12 protein-coding genes and 1 pseudogene are annotated in these 22,152 nt (G+C 66.5%); 8 read left to right on the forward strand and 5 right to left on the reverse strand.

What is annotated here, in order from left to right:
* Nucleotides 1–98 precede the first annotated feature (98 nt).
* From ACWPV3_RS07405 to ACWPV3_RS07415, 3 genes are read right to left on the reverse strand one after another with little or no spacing between them, the layout of a single operon-like run.
* Nucleotides 99–3,500 carry an error-prone DNA polymerase gene (locus ACWPV3_RS07405; protein ID WP_453977439.1) on the reverse strand — a complete coding sequence of 1,134 codons (3,402 nt, stop codon included), beginning with the start codon at nt 3,498–3,500 and terminating at the stop codon, nt 99–101.
* Entirely contained in the window at nt 3,497–5,056 is a 1,560-nt protein-coding gene (locus ACWPV3_RS07410; protein ID WP_453977440.1) for a Y-family DNA polymerase, read from the reverse strand. Before ACWPV3_RS07410 ends, ACWPV3_RS07405 begins: the two co-directional genes overlap by 4 nt.
* On the reverse strand, nt 4,947–5,732 hold the full coding sequence (locus ACWPV3_RS07415; protein ID WP_453977441.1) for an ImuA family protein: 786 nt from the start codon (nt 5,730–5,732) through the stop codon (nt 4,947–4,949). The genes ACWPV3_RS07410 and ACWPV3_RS07415 overlap by 110 nt, the downstream gene beginning before the upstream one ends.
* Nucleotides 5,733–6,321: 589 nt before the next feature.
* On the opposite strand from ACWPV3_RS07415, the gene cas9 reads away from it, so the two are divergent.
* The 5 genes and pseudogenes from cas9 to ACWPV3_RS07440 all read left to right on the forward strand — a co-directional run bounded on the left by cas9 (nt 6,322) and on the right by ACWPV3_RS07440 (nt 12,075).
* Complete coding sequence (gene cas9, locus ACWPV3_RS07420; protein WP_453977442.1) at nt 6,322–9,489, forward strand: type II CRISPR RNA-guided endonuclease Cas9; 3,168 nt, start codon at nt 6,322–6,324, stop codon at nt 9,487–9,489.
* A 9-nt stretch (nt 9,490–9,498) separates the two neighbouring features.
* A complete protein-coding gene (locus ACWPV3_RS07425) occupies nt 9,499–9,648 on the forward strand; it encodes a hypothetical protein (protein WP_453977443.1) in 150 nt (49 codons plus the stop codon).
* A 251-nt stretch (nt 9,649–9,899) separates the two neighbouring features.
* A pseudogene (gene cas1, locus ACWPV3_RS07430) lies at nt 9,900–10,316 on the forward strand (type II CRISPR-associated endonuclease Cas1); the annotation flags it as partial.
* A 217-nt stretch (nt 10,317–10,533) separates the two neighbouring features.
* The gene (cas2, locus tag ACWPV3_RS07435; RefSeq protein ID WP_453977444.1) at nt 10,534–10,791 is read left to right on the forward strand and encodes a CRISPR-associated endonuclease Cas2; all 258 of its coding nucleotides are present in this window, start codon (nt 10,534–10,536) and stop codon (nt 10,789–10,791) included.
* Between the two features lie 399 nt (nt 10,792–11,190).
* Nucleotides 11,191–12,075, forward strand: coding sequence for an ROK family protein (locus tag ACWPV3_RS07440; protein WP_453977445.1), 885 nt, complete (start codon nt 11,191–11,193; stop codon nt 12,073–12,075).
* A gap of 116 nt (nt 12,076–12,191) precedes the next feature.
* Here the strand turns inward: ACWPV3_RS07440 and ACWPV3_RS07445 are convergent, their stop codons facing one another.
* On the reverse strand, nt 12,192–13,469 hold the full coding sequence (locus ACWPV3_RS07445; RefSeq protein ID WP_453977446.1) for a metallophosphoesterase: 1,278 nt from the start codon (nt 13,467–13,469) through the stop codon (nt 12,192–12,194).
* 328 nt (nt 13,470–13,797) lie between these two features.
* Between ACWPV3_RS07445 and ACWPV3_RS07450 the strand changes: the two genes are divergently transcribed.
* From ACWPV3_RS07450 to ACWPV3_RS07460, 3 genes are all read left to right on the forward strand, one after another.
* On the forward strand, nt 13,798–16,035 hold the full coding sequence (locus ACWPV3_RS07450) for a TonB-dependent receptor (RefSeq protein WP_453977447.1): 2,238 nt from the start codon (nt 13,798–13,800) through the stop codon (nt 16,033–16,035).
* A gap of 290 nt (nt 16,036–16,325) precedes the next feature.
* Nucleotides 16,326–18,905, forward strand: a complete 2,580-nt coding sequence (locus ACWPV3_RS07455; protein ID WP_453977448.1) for a TonB-dependent receptor — start codon at nt 16,326–16,328, stop codon at nt 18,903–18,905.
* 8 nt (nt 18,906–18,913) lie between these two features.
* Nucleotides 18,914–20,614: an alkaline phosphatase D family protein gene (locus ACWPV3_RS07460; protein WP_453977449.1), complete on the forward strand. Its 1,701-nt coding sequence runs from the start codon at nt 18,914–18,916 to the stop codon at nt 20,612–20,614.
* 51 nt (nt 20,615–20,665) lie between these two features.
* Here the strand turns inward: ACWPV3_RS07460 and ACWPV3_RS07465 are convergent, their stop codons facing one another.
* A complete protein-coding gene (locus ACWPV3_RS07465) occupies nt 20,666–22,117 on the reverse strand; it encodes an amidohydrolase (protein ID WP_453977450.1) in 1,452 nt (483 codons plus the stop codon).
* Between the last annotated feature and the right edge of the window lie 35 nt (nt 22,118–22,152).

Below are 22,152 nucleotides of genomic sequence, written 5' to 3' on the forward strand. Positions count from 1 at the left end.
ATTTTGCCGGATCGGGTCGATCTCAGGCTGGACCGCCGACCAGGGCGCTTGCCTGCGCAGCGAAGGCTTGGGCGGCAATCCAGCCACGCCGGAAAAGGTTAGTGGAAATCCCGAGATCCCGGCAGGATACGCACGTCGCGGGGGTGTCGATGCGGCGGTTGTCGGGACGGTTGCGGGTGGGCGATGATGTCGGCGCGGGCCAGCTGGATGTCGGTTTCGTGGTCTTGCGACAAGCGCGACAGTTCGGCGCTGCGGTCGATGACACGGCGGGCGACGACGTGGACGACGTCTTCAGGGCTTTTCTCGACCACGCCCTCGACCTGCATCAGGCGGGCGCCCATGATTTCGCGGCGGAACTGATCAAGCATCCGCGTCCAGAGAACGACATTGGTGATGCCGGTCTCGTCCTCCAGGGTGACGAAGACGGCGTTGCCCTTGCCCGGTCGCTGACGCACCAGAACCACGCCGGCGACCTGTATTAGGGAACCGCCGCGCTTGGCCTCGGTGGCGGCGCAGGTCAGCACCGATTCGGCGGCGAAGACGGGACGCAGAATGGCCATGGGATGGGCCTTCAGCGACAGGCGCGCCGTCTGATAGTCGGCAGCGACATGTTCGCCCAGCGGCATCAAGGGCAGATGGGCGTCGGGCTCCGCGCCCAGTTCGCGGGCGCCGCGCTCGCGCGCCTCGGCGGCGGCGAACAGGGGCAGGGGATCGTCGTCGGGCAGGCGGCGCACCACCCACAGGGCCTCGCGCCGGTCCTGGCCCAATGAGCGGAAGGCGTCGGCGTCGGCCAGTTTGCGCATGGCTGCGGCGGGCAGTTCAGCCCGCCTTGCCAGGGTTTCGATATCGGCGAAGGGCGCCGCGGCTCGCGCCGCCGACAGAGCCTTGGCCCAATCCTCCTTGAAGCCGTCGATCTGGCGCAAACCCAGACGCAGAACGGGGGCGGCTGCGGGGCCTTCCAGGCTGTTGTCCCAATCGCTGTGTGAGACGTCGATGGGGCGCACCTCGACCCCGCCGACCTCCTGCGCCTCGCGCACGATCTGGGCGGGGGCGTAGAAGCCCATGGGCTGGCTGTTCAGCAGGGCGCAGGCTAAGGCCGCCGGGTGGCGATGCTTGATCCATGAAGAGACATAGACCAGCCGGGCGAAACTGGCGGCGTGGCTTTCGGGAAAGCCGTAGGAGCCGAAGCCCTTGATCTGTTCGAAGCAGCGCCGCGCGAAGTCAGGATCATAGCCGCGCGCGATCATCCGCCCGACCATGCGGTCCTCATAGGTATGCAGGGTCCCGTCGCCCCGGAACGTGCCCATGGCCTTGCGCAGGCCGTTGGCCTCGGCGTCAGAGAAGCGGGCGGCGACCATGGCGACCTTCATCGCCTGCTCCTGGAACAGGGGCACGCCCAGGGTCCGGTGCAGCACCTGCTCCAGCTCGTCAGGCGGACCATAAAGGCGGCCGGGCGGAGGATAGTGAACCTCTTCCACGCCGTTGCGGCGGCGCAGATAGGGGTGGACCATGTCCCCCTGGATCGGGCCGGGACGAACGATGGCGACCTGGATCACCAGATCATAGAACTCTCGCGGCCTCAGCCGGGGCAGCATGTTGATCTGGGCGCGGCTCTCGACCTGGAAGACGCCGATGGACTGGCCCCGGCACAGCATGTCGTAGACCTCGGGTTCCTCCGGCGGGACGGAGGCGAGGTCGTGCTCGACGCCCGAATGGACCTTCATCAGATCGAAGGCCTTACGGATGCAGGTCAGCATCCCAAGAGCCAGGACGTCGACCTTCATCAGGCCCAGGGCGTCGATGTCGTCCTTGTCCCACTCGATGAAGGTGCGATCCGGCATGGCTGCGTTGCCGATGGGGACGGTCTCGTCCAATCGTCCCTGGGTCAGGACGAAGCCGCCGACGTGTTGGGACAGGTGACGCGGGAAGCCGAGCAAGCGCGTCGCCATGCGCACGGCGCGGTCGACCATCGGATTGGCGGCGTCCAGACCGGCCTGTTCGATCTGGCGTCCGCTGATCTCGGAACCCCAACTGCCCCACTGGGTCGAGGCCAGGCGCGCGGTGACGTCCTCGGTCAGGCCCAGGACCTTGCCGACTTCGCGGATGGCGCTGCGGGGACGATAGCGGATGACGGTGGCGGCGATGCCGGCGCGATGGCGGCCATAGCGATCATAGACGTATTGGATGATCTCCTCGCGCCGCTCGTGCTCGAAGTCCACGTCGATGTCGGGCGGCTCGTCGCGGTTGGAGGACAGGAACCGCTCGAACAACAGGTCGTGGCGGGCCGGATCGACGCTGGTGATCCCCAGGACGTAGCAGACCGCCGAGTTGGCGGCTGATCCGCGTCCCTGGCACAGGATGCCCTTGTCCTCGGCCGTGCGAACGATGTCGTGGATGGTCAGGAAATAGGGGGCCAGGCTGCGATCGGCGATGAAGGCCAGCTCCTTCGCAAGCAGGGCCGTGACCTTGGTCGACGCGCCGTCCGGATAACGGAGGAGGGTGCGGCGACGCACCAGTTCTTCCAGCCAGCCCTGAGGTGTTTCGCCCGGCGGCACGGGTTCCTCGGGGTATTCATACTTCAGATCGCTCAGATCGAAGGTCGCGCGCGACAGGAAGGCGGTCGTCTCGGCCACCGCCTCAGGCGCGTCTTTGAACAGGCGGGCCATTTCGTCCACCGGCTTCAGCCAACGCTCGGCATTGGCTTCCAGCCGACGGCCGGCGGTTTCGATGGTCGCGCCTTCGCGGATGCAGGTCAGGACGTCCTGCAGATCTCGGTCTTCGGGGGCGGCGTAGAGGACGTCGTTCAGCGCCAGCAGGGGAACGTCTGCTCGCTCCGCTATGGCCTTGAGCCGCGCCAGCCGGCGCCGGTCGCCGCCGCGCCTGTGCAGGACGGCGCCCAGCCAGACTGCGCCCGGCGCCGCCGCGTTCATGCGGGTCAGCACCGCCTCCAGCCCCGTCAGCCGGTCCGGCGGGACGAGGATCAGCAGCAGGCCTTCGGGATCAGCCAACAGGTCACGCAGGCCGATCTCGCATTCGCCCTTCTTCGCCCGACGGTTGCCCAGGGTCAGCAGACGCGTCAGTCGGCCCCAGCCCGCCCGCGTCTCGGGATAGACGATGACGTCCGGCGTCCCGTCGTTGAAGATCAGCCGCGTTCCGGTCAGCAGGCGGAAGTCCGCCGCGCGCTGTTTCACCTCTTCGGACAGGGCCGGATCGTTCAGCGGATCCTCGACGAAGGCGATCTCGCCGGGACTGCCGCCGTCGCGCATCCTGTCCGGCGGCGCCAGACCTTCGACGCGAAGCGTCTTCAGCGCGCTCCAGGCCCGCACCACGCCCGCCATGGTGTTGCGGTCGGCCAGCCCCAGCCCGGCGTGACCGCGCAGAATCGCCGTCAGCACCAGGTCCTTGGGATGCGAGGCGCCGCGCAGGAAGGAGAAGTTGCTGGCCGCCGCCAGTTCGGCATAGGCGTCGCCAGGATTCAGGGCGTTCAGGGTCGCGCTCATGCGAACAGGCCGTGGATGAACCAGCGCGGCTCCGACGTCTCGCCATAGAGACCCTGGCGGAACAGCCAGAAACGGCGGCCGTCCCGGTCTTCGACCCGGTAATAGTCGCGGGTGCGCTGACCCGGCGCGCGCCACCATTCGCCGCTGATCCGCTCGGGCCCTTCGGCGCGTATCACCTCGTGCAGGACGCGCCGCCAGCGGAACTTCAGGGGGTAGCCGTCGGGGACTTCGGCCAGGGTTTCGACCGGCTGGGGCGGGTCGAACATCTGCAGCGGCCGCAGGGGCGGATCGTCGGGATCGAGATCGGGCCAGGTCTCGTCGCCATGACGGGCGCCGGCCGGAACCAGCCGCGCGGCGCGCTCTGGAATGTGCGAGGCGAAAGGCTCGAAGCGCAGCACGGCCTCCGGTCCCAGACGCGCGGTCAACCGGTCGATCAGGCGGATGAAAGCCTCCTCGCCGGGGGTTTCGCGCTCCAGTCCCTGCTGGGTCGGCGCCAAAGCCTGGGTCCAGGGCACGGACATCCGCATCTGATCGAAGCCGAAGCCGGGGTTCAGCGGGGCGGCCAGGGCCGCCATCCGCTCGCGAAACAGCCGCAAGGTCGCGGAGACGTCGCGGGTTGGACGGCCGGTGCGGACGACGATCCGGCGCATCTCTCCGTCCACGCGATAAAAGCCCGCCTCGAAAGCGCGACCGCCCAGCCCCGTCTGATCCAGCCGGTCCATGGTCTCGATCAGCAGGTCGGACAGAACCCGTTCGATGTCTTCAGGCGCGGAGATCGGCTCGAAGAAGACGCGGTCGACGACAACGGACGCGGGCGGACGATGCGGGGTGATGCGCATGTCCTCGTCGCCCAGAACCCGCGCCAGTCGGGTCGGGAAGTCGGCGCCGAACCGAGCGGCTAGAGGCGCGCGAGACCGGTCGTCCAGGTCGCCCAGTCGCTTCAGGCCCAGGCGACGCAGGGCCTCGTCCTCCTTGTCCGAAAGCTCCAGGGCGGCGACGGGCAGGCGCCGCGCGGCGACGCGATCCTGGCCGGGCTCGAACCGGCCGCCAGGTCCGAAGCGGGCGAGGACGCGGGCGATCTGGGGCGTGCCGGCCAGTGCGCATCGTGTCTGAAGTCCGGCGCGTTCGGACCGCGCCTGGACCGTCTGCATCAGGCTCGTTTCTCCACCGAACAGATGGGCGCAGCCGGTCACGTCCAGCATCAGCCCGTGCGGTGGATCGAGCGCGATCATGGGGGTGAAGCGGCCGAAATCCTCCAGCACCCGCATCAACAGGGCCTCGTCCAGGTCCGGCCGATGGGCCACGACGCGCAGGGCGGAAGTTCGCGCTTGCGCGTCGGCCAGGGGCAGGCCCGGCGCCAGCCCCGCTCGCGCCGCCGCTGGATCGACGGCGGCCAGCCGCAGCGCGCCCTTGATCTTTTCGGCCAGGACGACGGGCGGCGCATCCTCAGGCGGCGCGTCGTCCCGCTGCGCCTGGCGCTGCAGCCGGTCGCTGGGCAGCCAGGGGAACCACACCGCCAGATAGCGGCGAGGGTGGACGGAAGATGCGCTGCTCACGATCCCACTCCATGATCCAGGTTCCGGTCGCCCCGCCGTCGCGTCGCCGCAGCAGGGTCGACGAAAAAGACGGCCGCCCCGGCGCTCCGCCTTCCAGAGGTTCTGATGCGCAGGACGCCACAGACCAGCGGGTCTCGGCCGCACTGGGGCAGGGCAGGGCGCCTGCGCGCGCCAGGAACAGGGTTCCTCCGCCCGTCTCGGCCGCCAGGGCCAGTCGTCGGCTGGCCGTCAGGTTGAAGGCCCTGGCCTCGCCCCAGGCGCTCAACAGCACGGCGCCGACGGCGGGGCTGCGCAGCGCCTCCTCGCCCACGGCCAGCAGGGTCTGTACGTCGCGCGTCCGCACCAGCAACAGGTCGCGAGGCGACAGCCCCATCTCATGCAGGCCCGGACCGTGCGGTCGCCCCGCCTCCTGCGCCATCATTTCATGCAAACCCCATACGATGGGCCGCCCCCCCGCCACAGCCAGCGCCATGCCCAGGCCAAAGGCGTTGACCGCCACGGCGTCGGCGGGGGCGGCGGCGTAGAGGTCGTGCAGAACGCCCGCAGCCACCGGCGCAAAGGCGTCGCCGCTTCCCGCGCGCACGCCCACGCCGGCGCGACGACCGCCGGCCCGATCCAAGGCCTCCAGGCGCGTCTTCAGCGCCGCCAGAGCGTCAGGCTGAGAGTAGATGTTCATCATTTGTTCTATATGCGCCCTGACGCCTAGGGGGAGTCAAGCGAGGCGGAAAGGAAGTTCTAAAGATCGTCCCCAAGCCAAACTGAACCGGAAATAGAGCCAGGTGCGCGTGGCGGATCACGTCCGCAGGGAAGCAGGAGCGCTGGAAGCGCGGGGTTTCACGAAATGCGATCTCCGGTCAGCGGCTTAGCCGGCTGAAGCGGAGACACGTCAGTGCTAGATCGCCAGCACCGTGCAGCCATAAAGAAAAAGGCGGGGCCGTGGCCCCGCCCTTATTTGGTGCAGTCTAGCTGCTTGCTAACAGCCAGCCTCCGATTTCTGAATTTGTACATCTAACCGGAATGGGCGCGGCCGTCAAACGGACCCCTGATCGACGTCAGCCGACCGGGGGCTCAGATCGAAGTCGGCGGCAGCACTCTGAGGCTGCGGGCCGCTCTCGGCTTTTGGAGTACGCCTCTGCTGTCGTGGTGAGCTTCGTCAAGCTTGCTATCCCTGTTTGTGTGGTGGCGAAATCTCTGCCACCACTGGTAGAGTCGAAAGTGAGCTCGGGTGCGACACGCGCCTACTTTTCAATGCTTGGGGAGTGAGCATGCCCATTCGTCTGGGACTCGACGTCGGCACAAACAGCATCGGCTGGGCGTTGATCAACACGGACACGGGGCGGATCATCGATCTGGGCTCGCGCATCTTTTCCGACGGACGAGACCCCAAATCCGGCGCCTCCCTCGCCGTTGATCGCCGAGACGCCCGCGCCGCCCGGCGTCGGCGTGATCGATACCTGGGTCGCCGCTCGGCGTTTCTGGAAACGCTGATCAGTCATGGCCTGATGCCTGAAAACGCCGACGAGGCCAAGCTGGTGGAGGTCAAGGATCCCTATGACCTGCGCGCTCGCGCCCTGGATGAGCGGCTGGAGCCGCACGAGATCGGCCGCGCCCTGTTCCACCTGAATCAGCGGCGTGGCTTCAGGGCGAACCGCAAGGCCGAGCGCGGCCGCAAGGAGACCGAGGACGGCAAGATAGAGACTGGCGCCAAGGCGCTGGACGCCGCCATGAAAGACGCAGGCGCGCGCACCCTGGGCGAGTTTCTGAATGGTCGCGAGACCAAGCGTGTTCGCATGGGCGGCGAGAACCAGAGCTATGACTTCTATCCCCAACGCCGCCATGTCGAGGCTGAGTTCGGCGAAATATGGAACGCTCAGGCGCCGCATCACCCCGGCCTGCTGACCGAGGAGACGCGGGCCGCCCTGCATCGCATCCTGTTCTTTCAGCGCGACCTGAAGGATCAGGAGGTCGGCAAATGCACCTTCGCCGGCTGGAACGGCGTGCCCGACGACGAGCGCCGCCTGGCCAAGGCCCACCCCCTGTTCCAGGAGCGTCGGCTGTACGAGGAGGTGAACAACCTCAAGATCGTCTCGCCCGGCGCCGCGGATCGCGACCTGACCCTGGCCCAGCGCGACGCCCTGATCCTGAAGCTGCGGAGCACGCGCAAGTCCAGCTTCTCGGCCCTGGGCAAGCTGATCAAACTGGATGACGGCGAGCGGTTCAACAAGGAAAGCGAGACCCGCAAGGATATTCTCGGCGACGAGGTTCGGGCCGAACTGGCCGACAAGAAACGGTTCGGCGACCGCTGGGGCTTCCTCGATCTGGACGAACAACTGAAGATCATCGACCGGATCCAGAACGAGGAGAACCCCGAGGTTCTGCTGGACTGGCTGAAGGCTGAATATGGCCTGGACGAGGAGGCCGCCGTCGCCGTGGGCAAGGCGCGCCTGCCCGAAGGCTATGGCCGGTTCGGCGAGACGGCGACGCGGCGGCTGATCGAGGCGCTGAAGGCCGGCGTCGTCACCTATGACAAGGCCGCCCAGGCGGCGGGTTTCCACCACAGCGACCTGCGCACCGGCGAGGTGTGGGACCGGCTGCCCTACTATGGTCAGATCCTGACCACCGAGATCGCACCGGGCAAGGCCGAATACGGCGACGAAAACGAGCGTCGCTTCGGCAAGATCACCAACCCGACCGTCCACATCGGGCTGAGGCAACTGGAAAAGCTGATCAACGCCGTCATCGCGGTGCACGGTCGTCCCGACGAGATCGTCGTCGAACTGGCCCGCGAACTGAAGTTGAACGAGGAAGAGAAGAAGAAGCACGAAGCCCGTATTCGGCGCGACACCGCCGCCGCTGTCGCGCGTGGCGAGAAGCTGGAGGCGGAGGGGATTCCCGACAACGGCGCCAACCGGATGGTGTTACGGATGTGGGAGGAGTTGAACCCATCCAATCCTCTGGACCGCCGATGCCCCTACTGCGGCGAAGTGATCGGAATCCGCGCCCTGTTCAGCGGCGAGGCGGATGTCGACCACATCATTCCCTATTCCCAGTCGCTGGATGACAGCGCCGGCAACAAGATTGTCGCCCACCGCAGTTGCAACCGGGCCAAGGGAAACAAGACGCCCTACGAGAAGTGGGGCCATGACGAGGCCCGCTGGGAGATCATCAGCGCCCAGGTCGCGCGGATGCATCGTTCCAAACAGTGGCGGTTCGGCCCCGGCGCGCGCGAACGACTGGAAAAGGACGGAGGTTTCGAAGCCCGCCAACTGACCGACACCCAGTATCTGTCGCGGGCCACGGCCAAATACCTGTCCGCCCTCTACACGCCCGACGAAGGCCGCCGCGTCTATGCCTTGCCCGGGCGGATGACGGCCATGCTGCGCCGCGTCTGGGGCCTGAACAGCCTGCTGCCCGACCACAACTACGTCGAAAACGCCCATTCCAACGCGCCGAAGAACCGGCTGGACCACCGTCACCACACCATCGACGGCGTGGTGGCGGCGGTGACGGACATCGGCCTGATGCAACGGATCGCGACCGCCGCGGGCCGCGCCGAGGAAAAGGAACTGGATCGCATCTTCGAGGAATTGGCCCCGCCCTGGCCCACGTTCCGCGACGATCTGAAGGATCGGCTGGCCCGGGTGACAGTCAGCCACAAACCCGATCATGGCCGCAAGGGACGGCCGTCGCCGAACCGTGACGTGACGGCGGGACGACTGCACAACGACACCGCCTATGGCTTTACGGGCGAAGTCGCTGCCGACGGCAAGACGCCCATCGTGGTGCATCGTGTGCCCTTCGCCAGCCTGAAGCCCGGCGACATCGCCGATCCGACGCGCATTCCCGACGAGGCCCTGCGCAATGCCCTGTTCGCCGCCACGCGCGATTTGAGTGGAAAGCCCTATGACCAGGCGCTGGCGAGGTTCGCCAAGGAGCATCCGATCTTCAAGGGCATTCGCCGCGTTCGGGTGCATGAGGCGCTGAACGTCATCGCCATCCGCGACAAGGAAGGTCGCCCCTACAAGGGCTACAAGGGCGACTCCAACGCCCGCTATGACGTGTGGCGACTGCCGGATGGGAAATGGGTCGCCGATATCGTCTCCATGTTCGACGCCCATCGCCCCGACAGCGGGGACCGGCGACCGCACCCGGCGGCGAAGAAGGTGCTCAGCCTGCGACAGAACGATCTGCTGGCTGTCGAGCGGGACGGCGAAACTCAGATACTGCGCGTGGTGAAGTTCTCCAGCACGGGTCAGATCACTCTGGCGGCTGCGACCGAGGCTGGCGCCCTGAAAGCACGCGACGCAGCCCCCCAAGACACCGACCCCTTCAAATACATCTATTCCAGCGGCAGCGGATTGAAGAAGATGCTGGCCCGCCAGGTCCGCATCGATCCCCTGGGCCGCGTCTTCGACCCCGGCCCGAGGCCCTGAGGTCGCCCCGTGGACCGCATCGTCGACATCGCCACCGACGGTCATCACCTGTCCGCGCATCGCGGTTTCCTGTTGGTCAAACGCGACGGAACGGAAGTCGGCCGCATCGCCCTGGACGACGTTCACGCCGTGATCGTTCATGCCCACGGCGTGACCTAGAGCGGAACCCTGGTCGCGCGCCTGGCCGAACGTGGCGCGCCCATCGTCTTCTGCGGCGCCAATCATTCCCCCGTCGCCGTCACCCTGCCCCTGGAGGGGCATCACGCCCAGGGCGGACGGATTCAGGATCAGTTGAACGCCTCCAAGCCCCTGACCAAACAGCTATGGCGGCGGATCGTTTCGGCCAAGATCGTCATGCAGGGCTCCTCCTGGCGGCTCGTGGCGTGAACGGCGCTCAGGCCTTTCCCTTCATGACCGCCCGTGTCACCTCGGGCGACAAGGAGAACCTGGAGGCCCAGGCGGCGCGCCGCTACTGGCCGCTTCTGATGGGCGCCGATTTCCGTCGCGACCGGGACGCCGCCGGCGCCAACGCCATGCTGAACTACGGCTATGCGGTGATGCGTGCGACCTGCGCTCGGGCCGTGGTGGCGGCGGGGCTGCACCCCAGCATCGGGATCCAGCATTCCAACCGGGGCAACGCCTTCGCCCTAGCCGACGACCTGGTCGAGCCGTTCCGTCCCTTGGTCGACGCCGTCGTCGATCAGATGCTGCGCGCGGGCGTGACCACATTGGACCCAACCGTGAAGCGGCGGTTCGCGCGACTGATCGCCTTCGATCTGAGAATCGCCGGCGAGGCGTCGCCCGTATCGGTAGCGGCCCAGCGGCTTGCGCGGTCTCTCGCCCGGGCCTTCGAGATCGGCAAGCCCGAACTGGCGCTGTTCGATCCACCCAGCCCCATGGAATGGGCAGTGGCCGGCGCCCCAGATCTCGACTCCGCGCGCGCTCCGACGACGCATGAGCCGACGCGACGCCCTTCATCTGAGCGGATATCGACTGATGTGGATCTTCGTCATGTTCGACCTCCCCGTCGGCACCAGGAAACAGATGCGCGAGGCGACCAAGTTCAGAGAATTCCTTCTGAACGAGGGATTCGAGATGAGTCAGTTCTCGGTGTATGCTCGTTTCTGCAACGGTATGGACGCTTACGAAGCCCGATTAAGGCGAATCGAAACGAACTTGCCTGAGAAAGGCGACGTGCATGTGCTCAGTTTCACGGACCGCCAGTACGAGGGAATCGTTCGATTCTCGAGTCAGAAGAGAAAACGCCCCCGGAAAAACCCAGACCAGTTGGCGTTGTTCTAATTTTGTCCAACCATTCGAACCGACTAGATGCCCAATATGTCCATTCAAATTCAGAATGTTAACAGGGCATCTAGCCTAGCAGTTCAGAAATCGAAGGCCAGCGGCAGCCGTAACGGTTCCGGCACCTACAACGCCCCTAGCCTAGCAGTTCAGAAATCGAAGGCCAGCGGCAGCTCCCGCCCTTCTTCGTCAATGGACCTCAGAAGCCTAGCAGTTCAGAAATCGAAGGTCAGCGGCAGCCAGACGTCCGCCACCTCCACGGTCGGCAGCAGCCTAGCAGTTCAGAAAATCGAAGGCCAGCGGCAGCTTGCGGACGTTGCCACGGTTTACGGGGCGTGACATCCCCGCCGGACTTGTCAGACTGGCGCCCTATGCGTTGATCGGGTGAAGCGCCGGCACATGAGCACCTATGCGGGGATCGAGATCGGCGGCACCAAGACCCTGGTCGGGTTCGGCCGTGGACCGGACGATCTGGGCGACTGCGTCCGTATCGAAACCACCACGCCTGAGACGACCCTGGGCGCCGTCGTCGAGGTGCTGCAAGGCCAGGCCGACGCGGGCGGGCTGGCCGGAATCGGCGTCGCCAGTTTCGGTCCCGTTTGTGTGGCGGTCGACGCGGCGGATTACGGCCGCATCCTCCGAACGCCCAAGTCCAGATGGTCCGACGCCGACCTGCTGGGGCCGCTCCGACGGTTCGGCGCGCCGATCGGTCTGGCCACCGACGTCGGCGGCGCGGCCCTGGCCGAGGGGCGATGGGGGGCGTGCAAAGGACTGGACGACCACGTCTACGTCACCGTCGGAACGGGTGTCGGCATGGGCGTGGTGGCCAATGGGCGTCTGGTTCATGGCGCGCTTCACCCGGAGGCCGGCCATATGTCGGTCCGCACCGCCGCCCACCCCGATCCGTTCGCCGGCGTCTGTCCTTTCCACGGCGACTGTCTGGAAGGCCTGGTGTCCGGTCCCGCCATCGCCGCGCGTCTGGGGCGGCCGGGCGAGAGCGTAGGCGAGGACGATCCGGTCTGGGACGTCGTCGCCGGCCATCTGGCCCAGATGGCCGCCAATCTGACCTATGTGCTGGCGCCGCGTCGGATCGTCATCGGCGGCGGGGTCGGGGGCGCCGAACATCTTCTGGCGCGTGTGCGCCGACTATTGAGCGAGCGACTGGGGGGCTACCTGCCGCACCTCGACGACCCTACCGCCCTGAACGCCTTCATCACCGCGCCCGGACTGGGCGGCCGGGCGGGTGTGCTGGGCGCACTGATCCTGGCGCAGGACGGCGCATGAGCGTTCGAGCGGCGCCTGCTGGCGCCATGTCGATGACCGCCGGTCCTGGTGGCTGAAGCGTTCGAGCGCTCAGCCGCCGTCTTGCCAACCGTCCGGACCTAACGCGCATGGCGAGCCTAGGGCGTCAGAAGCCCGGCGGCGGATGCCGTCTTGACCGTGAGGCCCGCCGCTTCCACGAAACGGAGGTCTGTTGTTCCGAAGTATTCGCGCTGGTTCGTGGCGCACCAGTCGGTCGTGACGATGCGGACGGGATCGACCGTGGGCGCTATCGTCGAGGCGTAGAGGAAGTCTCCGCTGCGATTGGCCAGAGGCATCGGGCGGTCCTGGTTGGCGTGGGCCATGAAACTGTCGAACTGGGCGCGCGGGACGCTGGCCAGCATCAGCTTGCCGTCGAAACGAACGATGGAATCGAAGACGTAGCGGCTGACCGGTCCGGCGGGAACGCCCGTGCCCAGGGTGGTGTGGCCGATGAAGCCGGCGTCTGCGCCGGCGACCTTGGCGAGGCCGGCGGCGACGCTTCTGCCGGTATCGCCCAACGACAGGGCGCGCGGGCTGGTCCCCAGAATGACCCGCTCCTCTTCTGTCAGGTTGGCGGCAAGGGTGTCGGCGATCAGGTCCGCGAGAGCGGGAGAAGCAGGGGCGTTCAAGGCGATGGGAAGGGATCGGGCCATGACCGAGCCGTCGGAAAGGAATTCCGCCACCGTATAGGCGGCGGTCCAGGAGCCGGTGTGGACATAGGCGCTGCGGCCCTGGCGATGCTGGAACAGCAGGTGATTGTGGCCGCCGATCATCAGGCCGCCGTCCGGCAGCAGCGGCAGGATGTCCCGATCCGCGGCCACCCCGGCGTGGCTCATGACCATGACCAGATCGGCACCGGCCAGATTGTCGGCCAGATTCCCCCTGGCCCAGTCGGGGGCGGCGGGGATCGTCAGTTGCTCGCGCGAGGCTTTGGGATAGGTGGTTAGCGAATTGGTCGCCATGCCCACGACCCGCAGCGACCGTCGGCCGAAGGGCAGGGTCGTGGAGGGTTCGGCATAGCCGGCGCCCGTGCGCGTATCGCCGATGGTGCTGACGACGTGAATCCCCAGACCCTTCATCCGATCGACGACTTCGGCGAGATCCAGCGTCAGGTCGTTGTCGTGGTTGCCCAGGTTGAACACTGTCGGCGCGATCGCCGGCAAGGCCCTGAGGAAGGCCCAGTCCACCGCGCCGCCCGACCGCACCGCGACGACATTGCCATGTTCGAAGATGTCGCCGTCGATCGCGATGACATGGGGGACGGGGTTGGAGCGGACTTCGGTTTCGAAGGCGGCCAATAGCTGCGCGGTCCGCTCATAGGCGGAATGCATGTCGGAAACGGCCAACACGCGCCCGACGACATCGGCCTGTTTCATGCCGACCAATCCTGGCGCGAACACCGACGCTCCGGCGAGTTGCAGGAGCCGGCGACGGGAAGGCGTCACGAAAGGCATACGCGATCCAAAAAGATGTCTGAAAAAGAGGGCGGAACGGACTCACGCACGGGTTCAACTTCGCATTTCGGCGCGTCCGACACAATGCGAGCCGGTCGGGTCCGCGCCGTCCAGCAGCAAATTGTCCCGCCGGTGTGGCCGCGTCTTGAAAGGTTCAAGAAACACGCCCGCTCTGTGCTGGCGGTCGGCGAGGCGAAGCCTTACGGCGTCGCGCGACAAAGCCTCCCAAGTCGCCAAGGAAATCTCGCCCATGCTTCGCCAAGCCCTTCTGGCCGCCACCGTCAGCGGCATCGCCCTGCTGAGCGCCGGCTCGGTTTTCGCCCAGACGGCGGACGCCGCCGCAGAGCCGACCGGCGTCGATGACATCGTCGTCACCGCCCAGCGTCGCAGCGAGAACATCCGTGAGGTGCCCTTCGCCGTCACTGCACTGAGCCCCCAGACCTTGCAGGAGGTTTCGGCCGGCGGCGCCGACATCCTGTCGCTGTCGGGGCGCGTGCCCAGCCTGCAGATCGAAAGCTCCAACGGCCGCTATGCGCCGCGCTTCTACATTCGCGGCCTGGGCAATGTGGACTTCGATTTCACGGCCTCGCAGCCGGTGTCGGTCGTGCTGGACAATGTGGTTCTGGAAAGCGTCTATCTGAAAGGCTTCCCCCTGTTCGACGTGCAGCAGCTGGAAGTGCTGCGCGGACCGCAGGGCACGCTGTTCGGCCGCAACACCCCGGCCGGCGTGGTCAAGATCGATACCGTCAAGCCGTCGGACGAGTTCACCGGCTTCGGCTCGCTGACCTATGGCAACCTGGGCTCGACGCGCGCCGAGGCGGCCGTCACCCTGCCGGCGTCGGACACGCTTCAGGTGCGCGGCGCCATTCTGTGGAACCACCGCGACGACTGGGTGAACAACGCCTACAATCCGTCGTTCGCCAATCCCGACAAGGATGATCTGGGCGGTTTCGACGATCTGGCCGCACGCGTCCACGTCGCATGGACCCCGACCGATCGCCTGTCGACCCTGCTGACGTTGCAGGCCCGCGACTATGACGGCACCGGCACGATGAACCGCGCCAACGCCCTGAGCAAGGGCTCCAACAAGCTGAACGACAACTTCGACCGCGACACCGTCTATTACGACGGTGGCCGCAATAACTTCCAGAAGCAGAAGACGACGTCCGAGTCGCTGCAGGTCGCCTATGACTTCGGCCCCGCGACCCTGACCGGCATCGTCGGTTCCTATCAGGGCTGGTCGCAGGGCGATGGCGACATCGACGGCGGCGTGGCCTCGGCCCCGGCGACGGCCTCCTACAAGACGCCGTTCAACTCCGAGACCGGCACCCTGTCCAGCGACCTGCTGCAGAACACCTATGAACTGCGTCTGGCCTCGAACGGCGACGGTCGGCTCGGCTGGCAGGTCGGCGCCTTCTACTGGGACGAGCGTTTCAACCTGGTCAGCGGCACCTTCAACGGCGTCGGCGGCGTGCAGCCGACCCGCGTGACCGATATCGTGCAGAAGTCCGATTCATGGTCGGTGTTCGGCCAGGGCAGCTACAAGGTCACGGACGCCTTCAAGGTGACGGCGGGCGTCCGCTACACCGACGACAACCGCCACTACAACGGCCAGATCGTACTGGGGACCGGCGCGGGCGGCACGGGCGCCGTCTCGGTCGGCGATCAGCAGGTCAGCTGGGATGTCAGCGCGCTCTATCAGGTCAACGATGACCTGAACCTGTTCGCCCGCGTGGCCAAGGGCTATCGCGGCCCGTCGATCCAGGGGCGCAACCTGCCGGTCCTGACCACGGCGAACTCCGAAACCGTCATGTCCTACGAAGCCGGGCTGAAGGCGCGGATGATGGACGGCCGGGCGCGCTTCAACGCCACCGCCTATGTCTATGAAGTCAGCGACATGCAGTTCACCGCCATCGGCGGCGCGGACAACTCCAACCGCCTGATCAACGCCAAGAAGGGCGAGGGCTACGGCCTTGAGCTGGATGGCGACATCTATCTGGGCGCGGGCTTCAGCCTGGCGGCCGGCGGGGCGTGGAACCACACCGAGATCAAGGACAAGGATCTGCTGGTCGCGATCTGCGGCTCCAACTGCACCGTCACCGATCCCATCGTCATGGTCGGCACGACCCGTCGCGCCGCTATCGACGGCAACCCCTTCCCTCAGGCGCCCGAATACACCGCCAATCTGACGCTGAACTACGTCCGGCCGCTGGGCGCCGATACCGAACTGTTCGCCTCGACCGACTGGGTCATGCAGAAGAACTTCAACCTGTTCCTCTATGAATCGGTCGAGTTCATGCAGGACACGGCGTTTGAAGGGGGCCTGCGCGCGGGCTGGCGCGACTTGAGCCGCGGCATCGAGGCCGCCGCCTATGTTCGCAACATCACCGACGAAGCGAACGTGATCGGCGGCATCGACTTCAACAACCTGACCGCCTTCGTCAACGAACCGCGCACCTACGGCGTTCAACTGACCAAGCGGTTCTGATCCGCACAAGTCGAGGCGTCGATTTGCGGGGCGGACGTTGCTTCCCACGAGCATGGGTCGGTACGGTTCGTGTTGGCGACCTTCTCCCATTTGAAGCCAGGCCGCCGTTCTCATAGCGAGGACGGCGGTTTTCAATTGGGCCGACCTGGGATTCGAATAGCCGCCGCTGTTCGCGTTTGATCGTCTACGGACCATTCTTGACCGGGCGGACGCATCAGCTTCATTCCAGCTTCACCGCTCTGTCGCGCATGCGGCGCATAGGGAAGCTAACCGGAGACCCTTCGATCAAGATGGGGATTCCGATGATGGTTCGCGGCGCGATGAAGCGTGGTCTTCTGGGGGCGAGCGCCCTCGTCGGCGTCTGGGGCGCCGCGACGGCGGCCTCGGCCCAGGAAGCCGCCGAGGCCAGCCAGGTCGACGACATCGTCGTGACCGCCCAGTTGCGCGAACAGAAGACCATCGACGTGCCGTTCGCCCTGACCGCCTATTCGGGTCAGTTCCTGCAGGATCTGGGCGTGCAGGAATTCGACGCCCTGTCGGCCTTCGTGCCCGGCTTCCTGGTGCAGAACCAGTCGCCGAACAACCCGGGCTTCGTGATGCGCGGCATCACCTCGGACAGCGGCGCGGCGACGGCCGAACCGCGCGTGTCGGTGTTCCAGGACGGGGTGTCGATCTCCAAGTCGCGCGGCTCCTATGTCGAACTGTTCGATATGGAGCGGATCGAGGTCGCCAAGGGGCCGCAGTCGACGCTGTACGGACGCGGCGCCCTGATCGGGGCGGTGAACCTGGTTCAGAACCGCGCCCGCATCGGCCGCACCGAAGCCTATGCCCAGGCCGAGGCCGGCAATCAGGGCTATCGCATGGTTGAGGGCGCGCTGAACCTGCCGGTCGGCGACACGGCGGGCCTGCGTCTGTCGACACGGATGAAGACGCGCGACGGATTCGTCGACAACCTGTTGGGCGGCGACGGCTACAACTCCATCGAGACCAAGGCTTTCCGCCTGTCGGGCGCCTGGGCGCCGACGGATGCGATGCGTTTCGACCTGATCGGCAACTATCAGACGGACAAGGCGTCCGGCACCTCATTCAAGTCCATCGCCTATTACCCGGCCGATCCGAACACCGGCGCGGTGCTGGGCGGCAAGAATCCGTGGGACGGTGCGGCCCTGACGCGCGGCGCTGACTTTGACGGCGGCAAATCGCTGGGCCTGAGCCGCGAGGTCTGGGGCGTGACGGGCCTGGCCCGCTTCGACCTGAACGCCGCCCTGCGCCTGAACTCGACCACGGCCTACCGCCAGTTCAAGAACTATGAGACCTTCGACGCCGATGGCGTGTCGCTGCCCCTCCTGACCGTCGCCGAGGACACCTATGGCGAACAGTGGAGCCAGGACCTGCGCCTGAGCTATAACAACGGCGGGCGGCTCAGCGGCTTTGTCGGCGCGGGCTGGTTCCATGAGAAGGGGTATCAGCGCACGCCGACCCAGTTCGACGAGCGTTTGGCGCTGGTGCAACTGGCCGGGCTGCTGGACGGTTCTCCCACCACGATCGGCGACAAGACCTTGCCCCTGGCGGCCTATCCGACCGTCGCGGGTCTGGCGCTGGGCGGGCTGTTGACGCCGTTGGGCGCGGGCGCTTTCGCCGCTCCCATCGCCGCCAACCTGAAGGCGGCGCATATCGAGACGCCGATCAACAACTCGGACCTGACGTCCTACGACGTCTTCGCCGACGTCACCTACGCCCTGACCGACCGATTGGAGGTTTCGGGCGGCGTCCGCTACACCCGCGACGACAAGACCACTGGCTTCGCCAGTTCGGTCCAGAGCCGCTCGGTTCTCGGCGGCCTGTTGGGCGTGCAGGCCTTGGGTGCGCAGGCTCAGGCCTTGGCCCAGGCTGGAAACCTGACTGGCGCCGCAGCGATTCAGACACAGATTGGTCAGCTTCTTCAGGGGCTGGCGACGCCGGGCGCGGCCAACCTGCCGCTGGCCAGCGGATTGCCCCTGTTCGGCCTGACGGCCCAACCGACGACGAACAACGGCGACTTCTCCTATCTGGACAGCAAGGATGACGGCGTAACCTGGCGCCTGACGGCGCGTTACGCCCTCTCCGACGACGCCAACATCTACGCCAACTATGCGCGCGGTCGTCGCCCGGAGGTGATCAGCGCCTCCGGCCCGTCGGCGCCGGGCGGCGCGGCCCGCTTCACGCCGGTCGCCGCCGAGACGGTCGACAGCTATGAGATCGGCGCCAAGGCCGCCTTGCTGGATCGCCGCCTGCGTGTCGACGGCGCAGTCTTCCTGTACAACTACGAAAACTTCCAGACCACGGTGCAGCAGGGGACCCTGTTCGTCTCGACCAACGCTGGCGAGGCCAAGTCCTATGGTTTTGAAGGCCAGGCCAACTTCACCGTTTCTTCGAACCTGGACCTGTTCGCCACCTACGCCTTCAATCATTCGCGGTTCGAGAACGGCCTGTACGAAGGCAATCACTTCCGCCTGTCGCCCGACCATATGGCCTCGTTCGGCGCGGTCTGGCGTCTGCCGGTCGCAGACGGCGCCATCGAGGTTCAGCCGACCTACACCTGGCAGTCGAAGGTCTTCTTCGATGACGATAACGACAGTCCCGCGCTGCAGAAGGGCCACTTCGTCCCCGATCTGGCCCAGGACGAATATCAGGACGCCTATGGCCTGCTGAACCTGCGCATCCGTTATGCGCCGTCGTCGCAGAACTGGGGTGTGGAAGCCTTCGGCGAAAATATTCTGGATGAGAAATACATCAAGGATGCGGGCAACACGGGTGACGCCCTGGGGATGCCGACCTTCATCGCCGGTCGGCCCGCCTCCTACGGCCTCGTGTTCAAGCTGAAGCTCTGAGACAATCGATGACTCTGGATCGCCGCAGTCTTCTGGGCCTGATCGGGGCGGGCGCCGCCACGCCCGCCGTGGCCAAGTCGGCCAACACCGGCAAGGTCGCCTTCCTGCATGGGGTGGCCAGCGGCGATCCGGGGTCGCACTCGGCCGTTTTCTGGACGCGCGTGACGCCTGAAGCGGGCGCGGGCGGCGATGTCGCGGTCACGCTGGAGGTGGCGCGCGATGACGCCTTCCGCGATGTCGTACGCCCGGTGTCCAATCTGAAAGCGGGCGCCGAGCGCGACTTCACCGTCAAGCACGAACTGGACGATGCGGTGCTTCGTCCAAATACGGAATATTTCTATCGTTTCATCGCCAACGGCGTCACCTCGCCGGTCGGCCGGGTGCGGACCCTGCCGCAGGGTCAGACGCCGAACGTGGTTCTGGCGGTGGTGTCGTGCCAGCTCTATCCCGGCGGACTGTTCAACGCCTATGACGCCATCGCCAAGCAGGATCGGGTCGATGCGGTCGTGCATCTGGGCGACTACATCTACGAATACGGCGCGGCTGCGGGCGACTACGGCATGGATCATGGGACGCGACTTAACCGCATCCCCGAACCGCCGCACGAGATCGTCACCCTGGCCGACTACCGGACGCGCCATGCCCAGTACAAGACCGATCGCGACCTGCAGGCCGCCCATGCCCGTGCGCCCTTCATCTGCGTCTGGGACGATCACGAGGTGGCCAACGACACCTGGAACACCGGCGCGCAGAACCATCAGCCCGAGAGCGAGGGCGATTTCAGCATTCGCAAGGCTGCCGCCTTGCGCGCCTATTATGAATGGATGCCGATCCGCGAGGCGCGGCCCGGCGCCCTGAAGGAGGCCATCCAGCGGACCTTCCACTTCGGCGATCTGGCCAGCCTGATCATGGTGGAAACCCGGTTGCAGGGGCGAACCGAACAACTGGACTACACCCGGGATTTGACGTTCAAGCCCGGGCCGGACGGCAAGCCGGTTCCTGACGTCGAGGCCTTCATGGCGAAGCGGGCCGATCCTTCGCGCGATCTGATGGACGACGCCCAGAGAGGCTGGCTGCAAGGCGAACTGCGGGCTTCGCGTGAGGTTGGGCGTCCGTGGCAGGTGCTGGGCAACCAGGTGGTGATGGCGCGGGTCGCCGGTCCCAATGTGGCGGACATGATGCCGCCTGAGGCTGTGCAGGGCTTTCTCGCGAGCCTGCCGGAAAGCGTGCGGGCGGAGGTCGCCCTGTCGGTCGAACTGTTCCGGCTCGGCATGCCGTTCAACCTCGACGCCTGGGACGGTTATCCGACGGCGCGCGAACGCCTGTATCGGGCCTTCAAGGCGGCGAACGTCCAGCCCATCGTCCTGGCGGGTGACAGCCATGCCTTCTGGGTCAATGATCTAAAGGACGACGCCGGGGAGCGCCGCGCGGTGGAGTTTGGAACCAGTTCGATCTCCAGCCCCTCGCCCGGCGACGCGATCGGCGGCGGCTTCCCCCTGGGCCAGCTTCTGACGGCGACCAATCCGGAGGTTGTCTTCTGCGACCAGTTGGCCAAGGGTTTCATCCTGCTGACCCTGGACCGGACGACGGCGAGGGCCGAACTGACCGCCGTCTCGACCATACTGGCCAAGCCTTATCGGACGCGGGTGCTGAAATCCTGGCAGGTGACGCGCGACGCCGTGGGCCTGACGGCGCCGGTCGAAGTCTGACACCTCAAATCACAGGCTTGGTTCGCCCGTCCCCCGCCCTGGCGGCTCCGTTTAATCTCTGTAATTAAGGGCCGGGGCGCGGTCGCCGAGGAGGGCGTGGTAGTGGAAGTCCGGGCCGCGGCGACGTTCGAATTCGGTCTTGGCGGCGGCGACTGTCTCGGGGCTCTGGAACAGTTCGGCGGTGGTCAGGGCCAGGGTCTTGGCCGCCAGATGCGCGCCCTTCAGGCCGATGGAAGAGCCCGCCGCCACCACGTTCTGCCAGCTGTGGCCGGCCGATCCGGGCACGAAGGTCGCCGTGGACAGGCCGACCGTCGGCGTGACCCAGGACACGTCCGAAACGTCGGTCGAGCCGCCGAAATCGCCGCCGATCACCGCCGGCTCGATCTCTCCCACGCTGGACAGCGGAGGCTTGGAGGCCAGGGTCTTCTGGATTTCCGTGGCGAGGGCGACTTCTTCCGGTGTCCAGGTGATGCCGCCGACGGCATGTAGATTGCGGTCCATGACCGTCATCAGGGCTTCGTTCGGCAGCATGGAATAGACGCCACCGATGGCCTCGAACTCGACCCGCGTGCCGGTGCCGAGCGCGGCGCCGTCGGCCGCCTTCTTCACCCGCTCCAGCACGTCACGGACGACCTGCGGATCGGTGTGGCGGACGTAATAGTAGCTTTCGGCGAAGGCCGGGACGACGTTCGGCGCGCGGCCGCCGTCGGTGATGACATAGTGGATGCGGGTGCGGTCGGGCACGTGTTCGCGCATCAGATTGACCATGGCGTTCATGGCCTCGACCGCATCCAGTGCCGAGCGGCCTTTGTCCGGCGCGGCGGCGGCGTGGGCGGCGGTGCCGTAGAAACGGAACTTGCCCGAGACATTGGCCATGGTGTCGCCCTGGCGGGCGCTGTTGACGTCGCCGGGGTGCCAGTGGACGGCGACGTCCACGTCGTCGAACAGGCCGTCGCGGACCATATAGACCTTGCCCGATCCGCCCTCTTCGGCGGGGGTGCCATAGACGCGCAGCTCGCCCTTGATGTTGTTGGCGGCCATCCAGTCCTTGACCGCGATGGCGGCCTGGACCGAGGCGGCGCCGAACAGGTTGTGGCCGCAACCGTGCCCGGCCGGGGCGCCGGCCGACTGCTGCACCGGGCTGAGGGTCTGGGACAGGCCGGGCAGGGCGTCGTATTCTGCCAGGATGGCGATGACCGGCCCATCACCGGACTTGTAGCTGGCCAGGAAGGCGGTGGGCTCGCCCGCTATTCCCGGGGTGATGGTGAAGCCCGCATCGCGGAGCTGGCCCTGAAGCAGGGCCGTGCTTTGGGTCTCTTGATAGCCCAGTTCCGCAAACTTCCAGATTTCCAGCGCCGCATGGTCCAGCGCGGGCTCGTTGCGCTCGACCGTGGAGACGATCTGGCGCTGGGCTTCGGGCGACAGTTCGGCGGCGCCCGCAGGGGCGGCGAAACCGGCCAGGGCGGCGGCCAGCGTCAGGGCGCGTATCGAAACGGGCTTCATCGAGGGGAACTCCGGAAACTTGGTAGGGAAGGCGG

The organism is Brevundimonas sp. Marseille-Q4549 (assembly GCF_976940555.1).

Bases quoted from the DNA above. Each gene is read 5' to 3' on its own strand.
- ACWPV3_RS07440 (WP_453977445.1), top strand. From the start codon at position 11,191: ATGAGCACCTATGCGGGGATCGAGATCGGCGGCACCAAGACCCTGGTC.
- ACWPV3_RS07445 (WP_453977446.1), bottom strand. From the start codon at position 13,469: ATGAAACAGGCCGATGTCGTCGGGCGCGTGTTGGCCGTTTCCGACATG.
- ACWPV3_RS07450 (WP_453977447.1), top strand. From the start codon at position 13,798: ATGCTTCGCCAAGCCCTTCTGGCCGCCACCGTCAGCGGCATCGCCCTG.
- cas9 (WP_453977442.1), top strand. From the start codon at position 6,322: ATGCCCATTCGTCTGGGACTCGACGTCGGCACAAACAGCATCGGCTGG.
- ACWPV3_RS07405 (WP_453977439.1), bottom strand. From the start codon at position 3,500: ATGAGCGCGACCCTGAACGCCCTGAATCCTGGCGACGCCTATGCCGAA.
- ACWPV3_RS07460 (WP_453977449.1), top strand. From the start codon at position 18,914: ATGACTCTGGATCGCCGCAGTCTTCTGGGCCTGATCGGGGCGGGCGCC.
- ACWPV3_RS07465 (WP_453977450.1), bottom strand. From the start codon at position 22,117: ATGAAGCCCGTTTCGATACGCGCCCTGACGCTGGCCGCCGCCCTGGCC.
- ACWPV3_RS07455 (WP_453977448.1), top strand. From the start codon at position 16,326: ATGGGGATTCCGATGATGGTTCGCGGCGCGATGAAGCGTGGTCTTCTG.
- cas2 (WP_453977444.1), top strand. From the start codon at position 10,534: ATGCGCGAGGCGACCAAGTTCAGAGAATTCCTTCTGAACGAGGGATTC.
- ACWPV3_RS07415 (WP_453977441.1), bottom strand. From the start codon at position 5,732: ATGAACATCTACTCTCAGCCTGACGCTCTGGCGGCGCTGAAGACGCGC.